Raw genomic sequence first — 16,988 nt, forward strand, 5'->3', positions numbered from 1 at the left:
CAAAAAAGCCTCGCACTAGGCGAGGCTTTCTTTGTGCAGCTACGACTTACATGAAGGCGTAAGTGTAGTTGACGATGAAGCGAGTCTGGTCCTGGTCGGCTGCGGAACCCGAACCAGTACCACGGTAGACACCCTGGCGCAGGCTGAAGCCCAGGCCTTTGAGGGCGCCGCTTTGCAGAACGTAATCAACACGTGCGTCACGCTCCCATTCGCTGAAGGTGCCATGGCCATTGGTGGCACGGCCATCTTCACCGCGCAGGTAGGCGACGGAGGCTTTCAGGCCCGGCACACCCAGGCGAGCGAAGTCGTAGGAGTACTGACCGAAGGTGGTGTTTTCACCGGCCTTGGCGAACTGGTTGATCATACTGTCGGTGAACAGATAGAAGCTTGCGCCGCCAGCACCTTCGTCGACCAGGCTGCCTTGGTTCAGCCAGACGAAACCACCATCATCGCTGACCTGCTGGTGGCCCAGCATCAGTGCATGGCCACCGAGGGTGTAAGTGAACATGGCCGACCAGGTCTTGTTGTCGACCTCGCCTGGGTTCTTGGCGTAGCCGTTGTTGTTCTTGAACTCGTAACCGGCTTCACCGTTCTTGCCGTCCTTGCTGCTCTTGAAGTAGCGCAGGTCAGTCTTGAACGACTGGTCGTCAGCGATCTGGAACACGTGAGTCGCGCCCAGGAAGTGCTGCTTGTAGAAGTCTTCCAGGTTCGAGTAGTAGTACTGCAGGGTCAGGTCCTTGGTGACCTTCCAGTCAGCACCGGCGTAGCGGAACTTGTTGCTTTCCTGCGTAGCGCCCTGCACCGACAGACCAGTGCGGTTGCTCGACGAACGACCCATAGCGTGGGTCAGCTGACCGGCATTGAGGGTCAGGTTGTCGATCTCTTTCGAAGAGATGGTGCCACCTTCAAAGGTTTGTGGCAGCAGACGACCATCGTTGGACACGAGGATTGGCAGGTTAGGTGCCAGTGCGCTACCGAAGTGCGCCTCGGTCTTGGAGAAACGAGCCTTTGCATTGGCGCCCAGACGTGCCCACTGCTTCTCGGCAGAGCCGTCGGAGTCACTAGGGAAGAAGCTGCTGCCGTTCTGGTGGTAGCCCTTGCCGCCATCCAGGTGAATACCCCACAGGGCTTGAGCGTCCACACCAAAGCCAACGGTGCCTTCGGTGAAGCCGGAGATGTAGTCAAGCTTGAAACCTTGACCGGACTCACGCACGTCAGGACGTGGCTTGCTACCAGGCGCTTCACGGTTGTCGTTGTTGAAGTACATGGTGCGCGAGCTCAGGGACAGCTTGCTGTCCTCGACGAAACCTGCAGCGCCTGCTTGTTGGGCGAGAACCCCCAGTGCCACGGCCAGGGCCAGGCTGGACTTGTACATGTTTTGCTCCTCTACGTTCTAATTTTTGTGCGTCTCAAGCGGCGGAGTCTGCTGCCCCACTCACCCGGATTGACGATTTAGCACCAATGCGTGACCGCCAAGTCAATCGCTAACGGTCGATCTGCGACTTTGGTCTAACCCGCCGACCTGCGCTACAGGATAATGACAATCCTATAAATCCAAAATGACCGTTTTATGAATCTGTAAGATTTTTACGGAATAACATCGGAACCATTCCTGCAAAACGTTGTATCGACGCCGTCAATCATACCTTTAGGTTATGTGCAAACGTTTGCCGAGCTGTCGACCAGCGGTCCCCCCGCAGGAACCGAACAAGACTAGCCGTCTTGAGCGATTCCGCCAGCTTCGCCCCCGATTGTGGAAGCGACCTTGTCCTGCGATGAAAATGGCCCCTACACCGACACGGGGGTCAGAGCGTTTGGCTTTTAAGCTAAGTCCAAAAAGTTATTTATTTACTGTTTCTTAGATCATCTAGTCTTCTCGCCATCCACCCCAGAATGCCTGACGAGAGGTTCAACCATGATCCCGCATGCTCCGCTGCGCCTGTTCGCCGCCCTGACCCTCGCCAGTGCCAGCTGGCTGGCCCAGGCCGCCGACCTGACCGTCGCCTACCAGACCACCGTAGACCCGGCCAAGGTGGCCCAGGTCGATGGCACCTATGAAAAGGACAGCAAGGCCAGCATCGACTGGCGCAAGTTCGACAATGGCGCCGATGTGATCACCGCCGTCGCCTCGGGCGATGTGCAGATCGGCTACCTCGGCTCCAGCCCGCTGGCCGCCGCGGCCACCCGAAAGCTGCCGGTCGAGACCTTCCTGATCGCCACCCAGATCGGTGCCGGTGAGGCCCTGGTCGCCCGCGACAGCATCAAGACCCCGCAGGACCTGGTGGGCAAGAAAGTCGCCGTGCCGTTCGTTTCCACCGGCCATTACAGCCTGCTGGCCGCATTGAAGAGCTGGAACATCGACCCGTCGAAGGTGCAGATCCTCAACCTCGCGCCGCCGGCGATCATCGCTGCCTGGAAACGCGGCGACATCGACGCCACCTACGTCTGGGACCCGGCCCTGGGCGTGGCCAAGGAGAACGGCAAGGTGCTGATCACCTCGGGCGAGCTGGCCGAGAAAGGCGCGCCGACCTTCGATGCCTGGATCGTGCGCAAGGACTTCTCCGCCAAGCACCCGGAAATCGTCAAGTCGTTCGCCAAGGTCACCCTCGACGCCTACGCCGACTACCGCAAGGACCCGAAAGCCTGGCTGGCCGACAAGGACAACGTCGCCAAGCTGGTCAAGCTGTCCGGCGCCAAGCCTGCCGATATCCCGGTGCTGCTGCAGGGCAACGTCTATCCGCTGGCCGCCGACCAGGCCAGCGCACTGGGCGCACCGACCACCCAGGCGCTGACCGACACCGCCACCTTCCTCAAGCAACAAGGCAAGGTCGACGCCGTGCTGCCCGACTACTCGCCCTACGTCAGCGCCCAGTACCTGCCCAACTGATCCGGAGCCCGTCATGGCCTTGCTCGAACTGGAGCGCATCAGCGCACAGTACCCCGGCGCCGCTACCCCGGTGCTGGCCGACATCAACCTTAGCCTGGGCCCGCGCCAGCTGCTGGTGGCCCTCGGGCCGTCCGGCAGCGGCAAGACCTCGTTGCTCAACCTGATCGCCGGCTTCGTCGCCCCCAGCGGCGGGCGCATCAGCCTCGACGGCGCGCCGGTGCAAGGCCCTGGTGCCGAGCGCGGCGTGGTGTTCCAGGACGATGCCCTGCTGCCCTGGCAGGACGTGCTCGGCAACGTCGCCTTCGGCCTCGAGCTGGCCGGCGTGCCCCGTGCGCAGCGTGAAGCCAAGGCCCGCGAAATGCTGGCGCTGGTCGACCTGGCCGGCTTCGGCGAGCGGCGCATCTGGCAATTGTCCGGCGGGCAGAAACAGCGCGTGGGCCTGGCCCGGGCGCTGGCCGCCGACCCACGGGTGCTGTTGATGGACGAGCCGTTCGGCGCCCTCGACGCCTTTACCCGCGAACAGATGCAGGAGCTGCTGTTGCAGGTCTGGCAGCGCACCGCCAAGCCGGTGTTCCTGATCACCCACGACATCGAGGAAGCCGTGTTCCTCGCCACCGAGCTGGTGCTGCTGGCGCCCAATCCGGGGCGCGTGGTCGAACGCCTGCAGCTGGACTTCGGCCAGCGCTACGCCGCTGGCGAGTCGGCCCGGGCGATCAAGTCCGATCCCCGTTTCATCGAAACCCGCGAGCACGTGCTGGCGCGGGTGTTCTCGCAACGTCAGGAGTCCGCATGAGCAGTATCGAATTGCCGGCCGCTACCAAGCAGGCACAACGCACGCCTCCTGTCGTGAAAACCCGCAAGCCCTTGTCGACCCGCTGGATCAGCGCCCTCACCCTGGCCGCACTGCTGCTGGCGTGGTGGCTGGTAACCGCCGCCGGCTGGATCGAACCCCTGTTCCTGCCCTCGCCCGCCGACATCCTGGCCAAGGGCTGGACCCTGCTCACCCAGGGCTACATGGACGCCAGCCTGTGGCAACACCTGGGCGCGAGCCTGGGCCGTATCGGCCTGGCGCTGGCAGCGGCGACCCTGACCGCCATCCCGGTCGGCCTGGCCATCGGCTACAACCGCGTGGCCCGCGGCATCCTCGACCCGCTGATCGAGTTCTACCGGCCGATCCCGCCACTGGCCTACCTGCCGTTGATCGTCATCTGGTGCGGTATCGGTGAGCTGTCGAAGGTGCTGCTGATCTACCTGGCGATCTTCGCCCCGATCGCCATCGCCACCGCCACCGGCGTGCGCACCGTCGACCCGGCCAAGCTGCGCGCCGCGCAATCGCTGGGAGCCACCCGGGCGCAACTCATCCGCCATGTGATCCTGCCCAGCGCCCTGCCCGACATCCTCACCGGCATCCGCATCGGCCTTGGCGTGGGCTGGTCGACCCTGGTCGCCGCCGAGCTGATCGCCGCCACCAGCGGCCTGGGCTTCATGGTGCAGTCGGCGGCGCAGTTCCTGGTCACCGACGTGGTGGTGCTGGGGATCCTGCTGATCGCCCTGATCGCCTTCGCCCTTGAGATGGGCCTGCGCGCCCTGCAGCGCAAGCTGGTGCCCTGGCATGGCCAGAGCCATTGAGCAACGAATGACCACGCCGGCAACCCGGCACCTGGAACGAGAAAAGACATGAGCCTGACCGTTACCCCCTTGAGCCCGGCCCTTGGCGCGCAGATCAGCGGCGTGGACATCAGCCGCGATATCACCCTCGAACAGCGTGACGCCATCGAGCAGGCACTGCTCGAACACCAGGTACTGTTCTTCCGCGACCAGCCGATCACCCCCGAGCAGCAGGCCCGCTTCGCCGCCCGCTTCGGCGACCTGCACATCCACCCGATCTACCCCAATGTGCCGCAGACGCCGCAGGTGTTGATCCTCGACACCGCGGTCACCGATGTGCGCGACAACGCCGTCTGGCACACCGACGTGACCTTCCTGCCGACCCCGGCGCTGGGCGCGGTGCTCAGTGCCAAGCAGTTGCCGGCCTTCGGTGGTGACACCCTGTGGGCCAGCGGGATCGCCGCGTTCGAGGCGCTGTCGGCGCCGCTGCGCACGATGCTCGACGGCCTGACCGCCACCCACGACTTCACCAAGTCGTTCCCGCTGGAGCGCTTCGGCACCACCCCAGAGGACCTGGCGCGCTGGGAAGCCACCCGGCGCAACAACCCGCCGCTGTCGCACCCGGTGGTACGCACCCACCCGGTGAGCGGGCGCAAGGCGCTGTTCGTCAATGAAGGGTTCACCACACGGATCAACGAACTGAACGAGCAGGAGAGCGAGGCGCTGCTCAAGCTGCTGTTCGCCCATGCGACGCGGCCGGAGTTCAGCATTCGCTGGCGTTGGCAGGAAAACGACGTGGCGTTCTGGGACAACCGCGTGACCCAGCACTTTGCGGTGGATGACTACCGGCCGAACCGGCGGGTGATGCATCGGGCGACCATTCTGGGGGATGCGCCGTTCTGAGGTTTCCTGTGCGGGCCTCTTCGCGGGACAAGCCCGCTCCTACAGGGATCGCGTAACCCTTGTAGGAGCGGGCTTGTCCCGCGAAGAGGCCGGAACAGGCTTACCTGACCAGATGCAGGTACTGCATGTGCCGCTCGTACTGGTCGAGGATGTCGTTGATGATCTGCTCCTTGCTGTAGCCCACCAGATCATAGTTCTGGCTGCCTTCGCTCAAGTGCACCTCCGCCCGGTAGTACCGGCGATTCTTCAACTCCTGCGTCCCCAGCCCACCCAGCGCGAACGACGGCGTGAAGTAGCCACGCATCTGCACCTGGTAGATGAACGGCTGCTCCTCGCCATGGCCGATCTTCAGGCTGACGTTGTCGTGGCTCGGGTCGTCCTGGGTAATCAGCACCAGCCCCTTCTGCTCGAACACCTCGCGCACCTCGGCAATCGCCGGGCGCACCACGTCGTCCATGAAGCGATACACCTCGTCCCGCGACGGGAAGTGCACGGCCTGGCTCAGGCGTTGGCGCCAGCCGCCCCGCCCACGGCGGGACTGGGCGAACGGTGCCAGCGAGTGCATCTGCGCGATCTGTCGCTGGCTTTCCAGGTAGAAGGCCTTGTGCAGCCCCCACATCATGCACAGCAGGATCAGCGAGAACGGCAGCGAGGTCAGCACCACCGCCGACTTCAGCGAATCGATGCTACCGGCGAACAGCAGCGCGCTGGTGATCAGCGCGGTCATCGCGCCCCAGAAGATGCGCAGCCAGTTCGGGCCATCCTCGTCGGCGCCGCCGCCCTTGGCCGACAGCGTCGACAGCACCACCGTGCCGGAGTCGGCCGAGGTGACGAAGAACACGAAGCTGATGAACACCGTCACGGCGATCACCGTCTTGCTCCATGGGTAGGTTTCCAGCAGCAGGTACAAGCTCATCGACGGGTTGTCGATGGCCGACTGGCCGAGGGCGGTCATGCCGTGGTTGATCACCTGGTCCAGGGCGCTGTTGCCGAAGATCGACATCCACGCCAGGGTGAAGCCCAGCGGGATCAGCAACACGCCGAAGACGAACTCGCGGATGGTCCGGCCCCGGGAGATGCGGGCGATGAACAGGCCCACGAACGGCGCCCAGGCAATCCACCAGGCCCAGTAGAACACCGTCCAACCACCCAGCCAGTCGCGCTGTTCACCGTAGGCGTACACATCGAAGCTCTTGCGCGGCAAGGCGCCCAGATAGTCGCCCAGGTTCTGGATCAAGGTGTTGAACAGGTGCTGGGTGGGCCCGGCGAACAGCACGAACAGCAGCAGCGCACAGGCCAGGAACAGGTTGATGTCGCTCATCACCCGCACGCCCTTCTCCACCCCGGCGACCGCCACGGCCACCGCCGCGCCCATCATCAGGGTGATGAGGATCACCTGCACCCACTGGCTGTGGCTGATGCCGAACAGGTAGTCGAGGCCGGCGTTCAGGTGCAGCACGCCAAAGCCCATGTCAGCGCCCAGGCCGAACACCGTGGCGATGATGCCGAAGCCGTCCACTGCATAGCCGATCGGGCCGTTGATACGCTTGCCGATCAGCGGGTACAGCGCCGAGCGCAGGGCCAGCGGCAGGTTGTGCCGGTAGGCGAAGTAGGCCAGCGCCATGCCGACGAAGGCGAACACGCCCCAGCCGTGCAAGCCCCAGTGCAAGAACAGGATCTGCATCGCCTGGCGCCCGGCCTCGGCCGTGCCCGCCTCGCCCTGCGGCGGCTGGAGCATATGGGTCAGCGGCTCGGAGACGCAGAAGAAGAACAGGGTGATGCTGATGCCGGCGGCGAACAGCATGCCGGCCCAGGACAGGTAGCTGAACTCGGGTTCGTCGTGGTCGGCGCCTAGCTTGATCTTGCCGTAGCCGGACAAGGCGGTGACCACCACGAAGACCAGGTACAGGGTCATGGCCAGCATGTAGTACCAGCCGACGGTGTTGGCCGCCCAGTTCTGCGCCGCCAGCAACCAGTCGCCGGCGGCCTGGGGCTGGGCGATGACGATCAGGCCGAATAGGAGGATGAAGCTTGCCGCGAAGTAGAACACGGGGGGGTTCATGCGGATCTTGCCGTGGGCAAGGTCGGGGGTCGGTGCACTCATTGAACGGGCACCTCGTCGAAGGACGTGAGGCTCGGATTGAACGGGTTCAGCAAAGGCGATTCCTCCTTTTGAACACCGGCAATGGACCAGCGTTTTTCGTTGAACAAGCGTTCAAGTTAAACATGGATCGAGTTTCAATGCGACCCGATGACGCTGGACGGGGCATCGGCGGCGGACCCTTCGCGGGTAAACCCGCTCCCACAGGGTCGCGCTGTCAGTCAGTTCAGCGCCGTACCTGTGGGAGCGGGTTTACCCGCGAAAAGGCCGGGGCAGGCTCAGCCCTTGTCCTGGCAATCCAACTGCAGGTTAGCCTGGGTAATATTGCTGTCAGCCGGCACGCTGCGAGTCAGCCAGACGTTGCCGCCGATGGTCGAGCCCTTGCCGATGGTGATCCGCCCGAGGATGGTAGCGCCCGCGTAGATGACGACGTCGTCCTCGACGATCGGGTGGCGTGCCAGGCCCTTGTGCAGGGTGCCCGACTCGTCGCTGGGGAAGCGCTTGGCGCCCAGGGTCACGGCCTGGTAGATACGCACCCGCTCGCCGATGATCGCGGTCTCGCCGATCACCACGCCGGTGCCGTGGTCGATGAAGAAGCTCGGGCCGATCTGCGCGCCGGGGTGGATGTCGATGCCGGTGGCCGAGTGCGCCAGCTCCGAGCTGATCCGCGCCAGCAGCGGCAGGCCGGCCTGGTACAGGTGGTGGGCCAGGCGGTGGTGGATGATCGCCAGGATGCCCGGGTAGCACAGCAGCACCTCGTCGACGCTACGCGCCGCCGGGTCGCCGTGGAAGGCGGCGAGCACGTCGGTGTCCAGCAGCACGCGCAGGGCCGGCAGGGCTGCGGCGAAGTCCTGGATCAGGCGCAGGGCGTGGGCATCGACATCGACCACATCGGTCTTGCCATGGCGCGCCGCATAGCGCAGCTCAAGGCGGGCCTGGGCCAGCAGCGCGGTGAGCGCGGCGTCGAGGGTGTGGCCGACGTAGAAATCTTCGCTCTCTTCACGCAGGTCCACCGGGCCCAGGCGCATGGGGAACAGCGCGCCGCACAGCTGCTCGAGAATCTGGTGCAGCGCCTCGCGCGATGGCAGCTCGCGCCCGCCCTGCTCGCCGCTGCTGCGGCCGTTGTTGCTGCGCCACTGCTCACGGGCGCTGCGCAGGCCACTGACGATGCCTTGCAGTTGCCAGTGCCCGGTTGATGGTTGTTCGCTCACGGTGTTTCTCCTGCCGGATAGGCCAACTGTTTTTATCGCCGGGTAGGGCCCCTTCGCGGGTAAACCCGCTCCCACAGGGACCGTATTGCCCTTGAGGCTTGCGCTGTACCTGTGGGAGCGGGTTTACCCGCGAAGAGGCCAGCATTGGATGGATGCGATCAACGATACGTCAAATCTGCCTCTTGGAAAAAACAACGCTTTATTCCATCCTGAGCTAAGTCGGGCATAAGCGACTGCGAAATGCAGAAACGGGAATAACAACCTGATTTTTTATTATTTCCCGACCTATGAAGCCCACCTCTATAGTCGCCACCTCACTACTTCCACAACAAGCGCGGGGCCTGCCATGACCAAATTCGCCAAACCCCTTCTCAACGCCAGCCTGGCGCTCCTGCTCGGCGCCGGCCTGCTCGGACAGGCCTTCGCCGGCGAGCAGTTGGAGACCATCCAGGAGAAGGGCGTGATCAACGTCGGCCTGGAAGGCACCTACCCACCGTTCAGCTTCCAGGACGAGAACGGCAAGCTGACCGGCTTCGAAGTCGAGCTGTCCGAACTGCTGGCCAAGGAGCTGGGGGTCAAGGCCAAGGTCCAGCCGACCAAGTGGGACGGTATCCTCGCCGCCCTGGAATCGAAGCGCCTGGACGTGGTGATCAACCAGGTGACCATCTCCGAAGAGCGCAAGAAGAAGTATGACTTCTCCGAGCCCTACACCATCTCCGGCATCCAGGCACTGGTCCTGAAGAAGAAGGCCGAGCAGCTGAACATCAAGACCGCGCAAGACCTGGCAGGCAAGAAAGTCGGCGTGGGCCTGGGCACCAACTACGAGCAATGGGTCAAGCAGGATGTACCAAAAGCCGAAGTGCGCACCTATGAAGACGATCCGACCAAGTTCGCCGACCTGCGCAACGGCCGCATCGACGCCATCCTGATCGACCGCCTGGCCGCGCTGGAATACGCGCAGAAAGCCAAGGACACCGAACTTGCCGGCACCCCGTTCTCGCGCCTTGAAAGTGGCGTGGCCCTGCGCAAGGGCGAGCCTGAACTGCTCGCAGCGCTGAACAAGGCCATCGACAAGCTCAAGGCCGACGGCACGCTGGCCAAGCTGTCCGAGAAATACTTTGGTGCCGATGTCACCAAATGATCGCTGAAAGCCTGCAACTCGTTGTCGATTCCGCGCCCTTCCTGCTCAAGGGCGCGGGCTATACCGTGCTGCTCAGTGTCGGCGGCATGTTCTTCGGCCTGGTGCTGGGCTTCGCCCTGGCGCTGATGCGCCTGTCGAAGATCCTGCCGCTGGACTGGATCGCCCGCATCTACGTGTCGTTCTTCCGCGGCACGCCGCTGCTGGTGCAGCTGTTCGTGATCTATTTCGGCCTGCCGCAGATCGGCATCGAGCTCGACCCGATCCCGGCGTCGCTGATCGGCCTGTCGCTGAACATGGCGGCGTACATCTGCGAGATCCTCCGCGCGGCGATCTCCTCGATCGACCGTGGCCAGTGGGAAGCGGCGGCCAGCATCGGCATGACCCGCACCCAGGCCATGCGCCGGGCGATCCTGCCGCAGGCCCTGCGCACCGCCCTGCCGCCACTGGGCAACAGCTTCATCTCGCTGGTCAAGGACACCGCCCTGGCGGCGACCATCCAGGTGCCCGAGCTGTTCCGCCAGGCACAGCTGATCACCGCCCGGACCTTCGAGGTCTTTACCATGTACCTGGCTGTCGCGGTGGTCTACTGGATCCTCTGCAGCATCCTGGCGCACTTCCAGAACCGCATGGAAGCGCGGGTCAACCAGCACGACCAGGAGCACTGAGATGATCGTAGTACAAGGCCTGACCAAGCAGTTCAAGGGCCATACCGTGCTCAACGGCATCGACCTGACCGTACAGCCCGGCGAGGTGGTGGCCATCATCGGCCCCAGCGGCTCGGGCAAGACCACCTTCCTGCGTTGCCTGAACCTGCTGGAAACCCCCGATGCCGGGCGCATCCAGATCGGCGACATCAGCATCGACGCCAATCGCCCGTTGGGCGGCCAGCAAGGTGCGATCCGCCGCCTGCGCCAGCAGGCCGGTTTCGTGTTCCAGAACTTCAACCTGTTCCCCCACCGCACCGCCCTGGAGAACGTCATCGAAGGGCCGGTGATCGTCAAGAAGACGCCCCGCGACAAGGCCATCGAGCTGGCCAGGCGCCTGCTGGCCAAGGTCGGCCTGGCGGGCAAGGAAGACGCCTACCCGCGTCGCCTGTCCGGCGGCCAGCAGCAGCGGGTGGCCATCGCCCGCGCCCTGGCCATGGAACCTGAGGTGATCCTGTTCGACGAACCCACCTCGGCGCTCGACCCGGAGCTGGTGGGCGAGGTGCTGGAGACCATCCGCGGCCTGGCCGAGGAAAAGCGCACCATGATCATCGTCACCCACGAAATGAGCTTCGCCCGCGATGTCGCCAACCGGGTGATCTTCTTCGACAAGGGTGTGATCGTCGAGCAGGGCGAGGCCAAGGCACTGTTCGCCAACCCGAAGCAAGAGCGCACCCGCCAGTTCCTGCGCAAGTTCCTCGGTACCGCCGCCGGCCAGGAATGAGCCCGATGCGCGGGGCTCACACCTCGCGCAGGTTGTGACAACGCCTGAAGCGGGCTTCCAGGTTGCGATCGGGCATCTGGTGGCTGCGCAGGGCGTTGAGGGTCTGCTCCACGTAATCGCGCGTGGTGCCGTAGCGCCCCTTGGCGCTGGCGAGGATCTGGCTGAGCAGGGTGTCCGGGAGGTTGCCCGCGTAGCATGGCAAGTGCCGTTCCAGCACAAAACCCAGGGCCTGGACCTTGCTGCCGTCGCCCAGACGGCAGCTGAGCCAGTGCGGGCGATAGGCCGGAAACGGCATTTCGCGCATCCACAGGGCCATCAGCGAATCGTCAAGGTTGCTTTCATCCAGACGGTAGGCGAAACCGCTGCAGGAGCCCCCACGGTCCAGGCCGAACACCAGGCCCGGACATTCCGGAGTGCCGCGGTGCTCGTGGGACCACAGGTACAGGCCGCGATGGTAGCCATGCACTCGCGCCCGCTGGCGCTCGACCGAGTTGCATTCGGGGCGCCAGATCAGCGAGCCGTAGGCAAATAGCCAGACCGGGCCACCTTCGTGCTGGGACATGGTTTCCTGCATCGAGTGCTGCAGTTGTTCACGGGTCAACTGTTGTCCGAAGTCGAGCGACGGCGGATAGGCTATTTGCCAGGATGAACTTTCAAGTGTCGACATGAGCTGCCGCCATTATTTCCTGTGAACTACAAAGTTGCGTATTCCACTGCTATTGATGCAGAGCCTGACCTACGCCTTCGCGGGTAAACCCGCTCCCACAGGAGGTGTTCAGGGCTTGTGGGAGCGGGTTTACCCGCGAAGGCCCTGGCGCTTAACGTAAGGGATAAGACACTTGCGACTCAAGCCGGAAGACACAATTTCATTCAACCTTCCGCTGAACGGAAACTAATAATCCGAGTATAGCGAAACTTGTTACCCGCACCGGCAACAATCTCCACCATATAATCAAATGGAAAATACTTGGTTATTAAACCCGGCACGCCCTTGCAGCGTGCCGTGTTGTTTCAACCCCGCGGCGCGTAGGCGAACACGTCGGCACGCATGCGGTGGGCATCCATGCCGGCCTCCACCAACGCATCAAGAGTGGCATAGACCATGTTCGGCGAGCCGCTGGCATAGACGTGCACCTGGTTCAGGTCGCCGATGTCCTCGCACACCGCCTCGTGCAACAGCCCGCAGCGCCCTTCCCAGCCACACAGGTCGCTGACCACCTTGTGCAGGAACAGGTTGGGCAGGCGCTCCCACTCGTCCCAGTGCTCGATCTCGTAGAAGTCCTCGGGCCGGCGCACGCCCCAGTACAGGTGCACCGGGTGCTTGAAGCCCCGGGCGCGGCAGTGCTCGACCAGGCTGTGCATCTGCCCCATGCCGGTACCGGCAGCGATCAGCACCAGCGGGCCGTCGGGCAGCTCCGCCAGGTGGGCGTCGCCGAACGGCAATTCGATGCGTGCCAGGCCACTGCGCTGCAACTGCTCGATCAACTGCACGGCGCTGCTTTCCCGGGCCAGCACATGCAGCTCCAGGTCACGGCCACCGTGAGGCGCCGAGGCGAGGGAGAAGGCCGCCTTGTCCATGCCCTCGCGCTCGATCATCAGGTACTGCCCAGCGTGGTAGCGCGGCGGCTTGCCGGCAGGCGCGCGCAGGCGCACGCGCCAGACGTCGCCACCCACCTCGACGCATTCGCTCACGGTACAGGCCAGCTTGCGCACCGGCAGCTCGCCCAGGGCCAGCACACCATCCCACAGCAACACGCAGTCCTCCAGCGGCTCGGCGATACAGGTGAACAGTTCACCGTGATCGCGGACTTGGCCTTCCTGGCGAACACTGCCTTCCACCAGCAGCGCGGCACACACATGGCAGTTGCCGTTGCGGCAGCTGCTTGGGCAGTCGTAGCCCAGGCGCCGCGCGGCATCCAGAATCCTTTCACCCGGTTCGACCGCCAGTACCGCCCCGGAAGGCTGCAAGGTTACCTGCATCAATCTATTCCCAACTGGTCCCACAGCTCATCGATACGGCGGGTGACGGCCTCGTCCTTGACGATGACCCGGCCCCATTCGCGTGTAGTCTCGCCCGGCCACTTGTGAGTGGCGTCCAGGCCCATTTTCGACCCCAGGCCCGACACCGGCGACGCGAAGTCCAGGTAGTCGATCGGGGTGTTGTCGATCATCACCGTATCACGCTTGGGGTCCATGCGCGTGGTGATGGCCCAGATCACATCGTTCCAGTCGCGGGCGTTGATATCGTCGTCGGTGACGATAACGAACTTGGTGTACATGAACTGTCGCAGGAACGACCACACACCCAGCATGACGCGCTTGGCGTGGCCTGGATACTGCTTCTTCATGGTCACCACCGCCATGCGGTACGAGCAGCCTTCCGGCGGCAGGTAGAAGTCGGTGATCTCGGGGAACTGCTTCTGCAGAATCGGCACGAACACTTCGTTCAGCGCCACGCCGAGGATCGCCGGCTCATCCGGCGGCCGGCCGGTGTAAGTGCTGTGGTAGATCGGTTTCTGCCGGTGGGTGATGCGCTCGACGGTGAACACCGGGAAGCTGTCCACTTCGTTGTAGTAACCGGTGTGGTCGCCGTAGGGGCCTTCCGGGGCCATCTCGCCGGGGTGGATCACGCCTTCGAGGATGATTTCCGCGGTGGCCGGCACCTGCAGGTCGTTGCCACGGCATTTGACCAGTTCGGTACGGTTGCCGCGCAACAGGCCGGCAAAGGCATATTCGGAAAGGGTATCGGGGACCGGGGTCACGGCGCCGAGGATGGTCGCCGGGTCCGCGCCCAGGGCCACGGCCACGGGGAACGGCTGACCCGGGTGCTTCTCGCACCATTCGCGGTAGTCCAGCGCGCCGCCACGGTGGCTCAGCCAGCGCATGATCACCTTGTTGCGACCGATCACCTGCTGGCGGTAGATACCCAGGTTCTGGCGGTCCTTGTTCGGCCCGCGGGTGACCGTCAGGCCCCAGGTGATCAGCGGCGCCACATCGCCCGGCCAGCAGTGCTGGATCGGCAACTGGCCCAGGTCGACGTCGTCGCCTTCGACCACGATTTCCTGGCACACCGCTTCCTTCACCACTTTCGGCGCCATGGACACGACCTTCTTGAAGATCGGCAGTTTCGACCAGGCGTCCTTCAGGCCCTTCGGCGGCTCGGGCTCCTTGAGGAACGCCAGCAACTTGCCGATTTCACGCAGTTCCTCGGTCGATTCGGCGCCCATGCCCATGGCCACGCGCTCGGGGGTGCCGAACAGGTTGCCTAGCACCGGGATGTCGAAGCCGGTGGGCTTTTCGAACAGCAACGCCGGGCCCTTGGCGCGCAGGGTGCGGTCGCAGACTTCGGTCATTTCCAGTACAGGGGAGATGGGAACCTGGATGCGCTTGAGTTCACCGCGCTGTTCCAGGCCACGGATGAAGTCGCGCAGATCGCGATACTGCATGCAAGGGCCTCGTGTTGGGCGTATCGGTCGGGGTGCAGAGTGTAGCGTTGTTCACGCCTTGTTTGGGGGCAAAAATAAACTGGGGCCGCTTCGCGCCCCATCGCGACACAAGGCCGCTCCTACAGGGGAATGAGTAATCCTGTAGGAGCGGCCTTGTGTCGCGATGGGCTGCGGAGCAGCCCCAATCAATTCCAGCCTTAAATGCTTACTTGCGCTTCATCGACAGGAAGAACTCATCGTTGGTCTTGGTCTGCTTGAGCTTGTCGACCAGGAACTCGATGGCGGCGATCTCGTCCATCGGGTGCAGCAGCTTGCGCAGGATCCACATGCGCTGCAGTTCGTCGTCGGCGGTCAGCAGCTCTTCACGACGGGTACCGGACTTGTTGATGTTGATGGCCGGGAACACACGCTTCTCGGCGATACGACGGTCCAGGGGCAGCTCCATGTTGCCGGTACCCTTGAACTCTTCGTAGATCACTTCGTCCATCTTCGAGCCGGTCTCGACCAGCGCGGTGGCGATGATGGTCAGCGAACCGCCTTCCTCGATGTTACGCGCGGCACCGAAGAAACGCTTCGGCTTCTCCAGGGCGTGGGCATCGACACCACCGGTCAGTACCTTGCCGGAGCTCGGGATCACGGTGTTGTAGGCGCGGGCCAGACGGGTGATCGAGTCGAGCAGGATGACCACGTCCTTCTTGTGCTCGACCAGGCGCTTGGCCTTCTCGATGACCATTTCGGCGACCTGTACGTGACGGGTCGGCGGCTCGTCGAAGGTCGAGGCGACCACTTCGCCGCGCACGGTGCGCTGCATCTCGGTCACTTCCTCCGGGCGCTCGTCGATCAGCAGGACGATCAGGTGGCACTCGGGGTTGTTACGGGTGATGTTGGCCGCGATGTTCTGCAGCATGATGGTCTTGCCCGCTTTCGGCGGGGCGACGATCAGGCCGCGCTGGCCTTTGCCGATCGGGGCGCACAGGTCGATGACGCGACCGGTGAGGTCTTCGGTGGAACCGTTGCCGGCTTCCATCTTCAGGCGCTTGTTGGGGAACAGCGGCGTCAGGTTCTCGAAGAGAATCTTGTTCTTCGCGTTTTCCGGACGGTCGAAGTTGATGGTGTCGACCTTCAGCAGCGCGAAGTAACGCTCGCCTTCCTTCGGTGGACGGATCTTGCCGACGATGGTGTCGCCGGTGCGCAGGTTGAAGCGACGGATCTGGCTGGGCGAAACGTAGATGTCGTCAGGGCCGGCCAGGTAAGAGGCATCCGCCGAACGCAGGAAACCGAAACCATCCTGGAGAATCTCCAGCACGCCGTCACCCGAGATCTCTTCGCCGCTTTTCGCATGCTTTTTCAGCAGGGCGAAAATCACGTCCTGTTTGCGCGAACGGGCCATGTTTTCGATGCCCATCTGTTCGGCCATTTCCAAAAGATCGGTAATCGGCTTTTGCTTGAGTTCTGTCAGGTTCATAAGGGGAGTGACGTAATCATGTAAGGAAGGGAGAAATTAAGCGTTGGCTTAATGAGGCCGCGCCGCAAGATGGCGACAGGATCGCGTACTGATTCGAATTAGGGATGCTTCGGCGACGGCGTGCAGAGGGCACTGGAGAAGCAGTGCGAGACCGAATGTAACACTTGCTTTTTTCGACGTCTAGGGGTTTTGGCCACCGATTTCCGGGGCTATCCGTCTGGATGGGCGTGATAGCTGGGCCCGCCGGCCCTCGCGGAAAATGCCTACGACAGATAAAGAAAAGCCCCGCATTTGCGGGGCTTCACTACATCACAGGTTGGCGTCGATGAACGCTTGCAGCTGCGATTTGGACAGCGCGCCGACCTTGGTGGCCTCGACGTTGCCGTTCTTGAACAGCATCAGCGTCGGGATGCCGCGCACGCCGTGCTTGGCCGGGGTTTCAGCGTTTTCGTCGATGTTCAGCTTGGCTACGACCAGTTTGCCTGCGTAGTCTTCGGCAATGGCGTCCAGTACCGGAGCGATCATCTTGCATGGACCGCACCATTCAGCCCAGTAGTCGACCAGCACCGCGCCTTCAGCCTTCAGTACGTCGGCTTCGAAGCTGGCGTCGGTGACGTGTTTGATTTTGTCGCTCATGGAAATCTCCAAGGTCGTAAGCAATAAAAAACGTTGCCCATCATAGCGGCACCCTGGCGCGACAGGAAGCCACAGCTGATTGAGTGTAACTATAGTTGTGCAAGACGCCACGAATCGAAACTGTCATGTCACGGTCATAACATTGCTATGACATTGCCATGC

15 protein-coding genes are annotated in these 16,988 nt (G+C 63.3%); 7 read left to right on the forward strand and 8 right to left on the reverse strand.

What is annotated here, in order from left to right:
* Positions 1–46: 46 nt before the first annotated feature.
* Positions 47–1,375 (reverse strand): OprD family porin, encoded by a 1,329-nt coding sequence (locus DMX06_RS05985; protein ID WP_110735539.1) that lies wholly within the window; start codon positions 1,373–1,375, stop codon positions 47–49.
* A 540-nt stretch (positions 1,376–1,915) separates the two neighbouring features.
* Between DMX06_RS05985 and tauA the strand changes: the two genes are divergently transcribed.
* From tauA to tauD, 4 genes are read left to right on the forward strand one after another with little or no spacing between them, the layout of a single operon-like run.
* Positions 1,916–2,887, forward strand: coding sequence for a taurine ABC transporter substrate-binding protein (gene tauA, locus DMX06_RS05990; RefSeq protein ID WP_110735541.1), 972 nt, complete (start codon positions 1,916–1,918; stop codon positions 2,885–2,887).
* A gap of 13 nt (positions 2,888–2,900) precedes the next feature.
* Entirely contained in the window at positions 2,901–3,680 is a 780-nt protein-coding gene (gene tauB / locus DMX06_RS05995; protein ID WP_062575549.1) for a taurine ABC transporter ATP-binding subunit, read from the forward strand.
* Positions 3,677–4,516, forward strand: a complete 840-nt coding sequence (gene tauC / locus DMX06_RS06000; RefSeq protein WP_110735543.1) for a taurine ABC transporter permease TauC — start codon at positions 3,677–3,679, stop codon at positions 4,514–4,516. Before tauB ends, tauC begins: the two co-directional genes overlap by 4 nt.
* A 48-nt stretch (positions 4,517–4,564) precedes the next feature.
* Complete coding sequence (gene tauD, locus DMX06_RS06005; RefSeq protein ID WP_110735546.1) at positions 4,565–5,398, forward strand: taurine dioxygenase; 834 nt, start codon at positions 4,565–4,567, stop codon at positions 5,396–5,398.
* A gap of 100 nt (positions 5,399–5,498) precedes the next feature.
* On the opposite strand, the gene betT is transcribed toward tauD, so the two are convergent.
* Positions 5,499–7,460 (reverse strand): choline transporter BetT, encoded by a 1,962-nt coding sequence (gene betT / locus DMX06_RS06010; protein ID WP_181427788.1) that lies wholly within the window; start codon positions 7,458–7,460, stop codon positions 5,499–5,501.
* Positions 7,461–7,777: 317 nt separating this feature from the next.
* Positions 7,778–8,710: a serine O-acetyltransferase EpsC gene (gene epsC, locus DMX06_RS06015; protein ID WP_110735550.1), complete on the reverse strand. Its 933-nt coding sequence runs from the start codon at positions 8,708–8,710 to the stop codon at positions 7,778–7,780.
* A 346-nt stretch (positions 8,711–9,056) separates the two neighbouring features.
* On the opposite strand from epsC, the gene tcyJ reads away from it, so the two are divergent.
* The 3 genes from tcyJ to tcyN are packed head-to-tail and all read left to right on the forward strand — an operon-like array spanning position 9,057 to position 11,279.
* Entirely contained in the window at positions 9,057–9,851 is a 795-nt protein-coding gene (tcyJ, locus tag DMX06_RS06025) for a cystine ABC transporter substrate-binding protein (RefSeq protein ID WP_110735552.1), read from the forward strand.
* Positions 9,848–10,516, forward strand: a complete 669-nt coding sequence (gene tcyL / locus DMX06_RS06030; RefSeq protein WP_110735554.1) for a cystine ABC transporter permease — start codon at positions 9,848–9,850, stop codon at positions 10,514–10,516. Before tcyJ ends, tcyL begins: the two co-directional genes overlap by 4 nt.
* Position 10,517: 1 nt before the next feature.
* Positions 10,518–11,279: an L-cystine ABC transporter ATP-binding protein TcyN gene (tcyN, locus tag DMX06_RS06035; RefSeq protein WP_110735556.1), complete on the forward strand. Its 762-nt coding sequence runs from the start codon at positions 10,518–10,520 to the stop codon at positions 11,277–11,279.
* A gap of 16 nt (positions 11,280–11,295) precedes the next feature.
* Here the strand turns inward: tcyN and DMX06_RS06040 are convergent, their stop codons facing one another.
* The 5 genes from DMX06_RS06040 to trxA form a co-directional block, all read right to left on the reverse strand.
* Positions 11,296–11,946 (reverse strand): gamma-glutamylcyclotransferase, encoded by a 651-nt coding sequence (locus DMX06_RS06040; protein WP_110735558.1) that lies wholly within the window; start codon positions 11,944–11,946, stop codon positions 11,296–11,298.
* Between the two features lie 344 nt (positions 11,947–12,290).
* Positions 12,291–13,259, reverse strand: coding sequence for a CDP-6-deoxy-delta-3,4-glucoseen reductase (locus tag DMX06_RS06045; RefSeq protein ID WP_110735560.1), 969 nt, complete (start codon positions 13,257–13,259; stop codon positions 12,291–12,293).
* The gene (ubiD, locus tag DMX06_RS06050; protein WP_110735562.1) at positions 13,259–14,725 is read right to left on the reverse strand and encodes a 4-hydroxy-3-polyprenylbenzoate decarboxylase; all 1,467 of its coding nucleotides are present in this window, start codon (positions 14,723–14,725) and stop codon (positions 13,259–13,261) included. Before ubiD ends, DMX06_RS06045 begins: the two co-directional genes overlap by 1 nt.
* Before the next feature lie 205 nt (positions 14,726–14,930).
* Positions 14,931–16,190, reverse strand: coding sequence for a transcription termination factor Rho (rho, locus tag DMX06_RS06055; RefSeq protein ID WP_011536308.1), 1,260 nt, complete (start codon positions 16,188–16,190; stop codon positions 14,931–14,933).
* Between the two features lie 309 nt (positions 16,191–16,499).
* Positions 16,500–16,826 (reverse strand): thioredoxin TrxA, encoded by a 327-nt coding sequence (trxA, locus tag DMX06_RS06060; RefSeq protein ID WP_110735564.1) that lies wholly within the window; start codon positions 16,824–16,826, stop codon positions 16,500–16,502.
* Positions 16,827–16,988: the final 162 nt, after the last annotated feature.

Origin of the sequence: Pseudomonas mosselii (assembly GCF_003205295.1) — a bacterium.
Classification (GTDB): domain Bacteria; phylum Pseudomonadota; class Gammaproteobacteria; order Pseudomonadales; family Pseudomonadaceae; genus Aquipseudomonas; species Aquipseudomonas mosselii_B.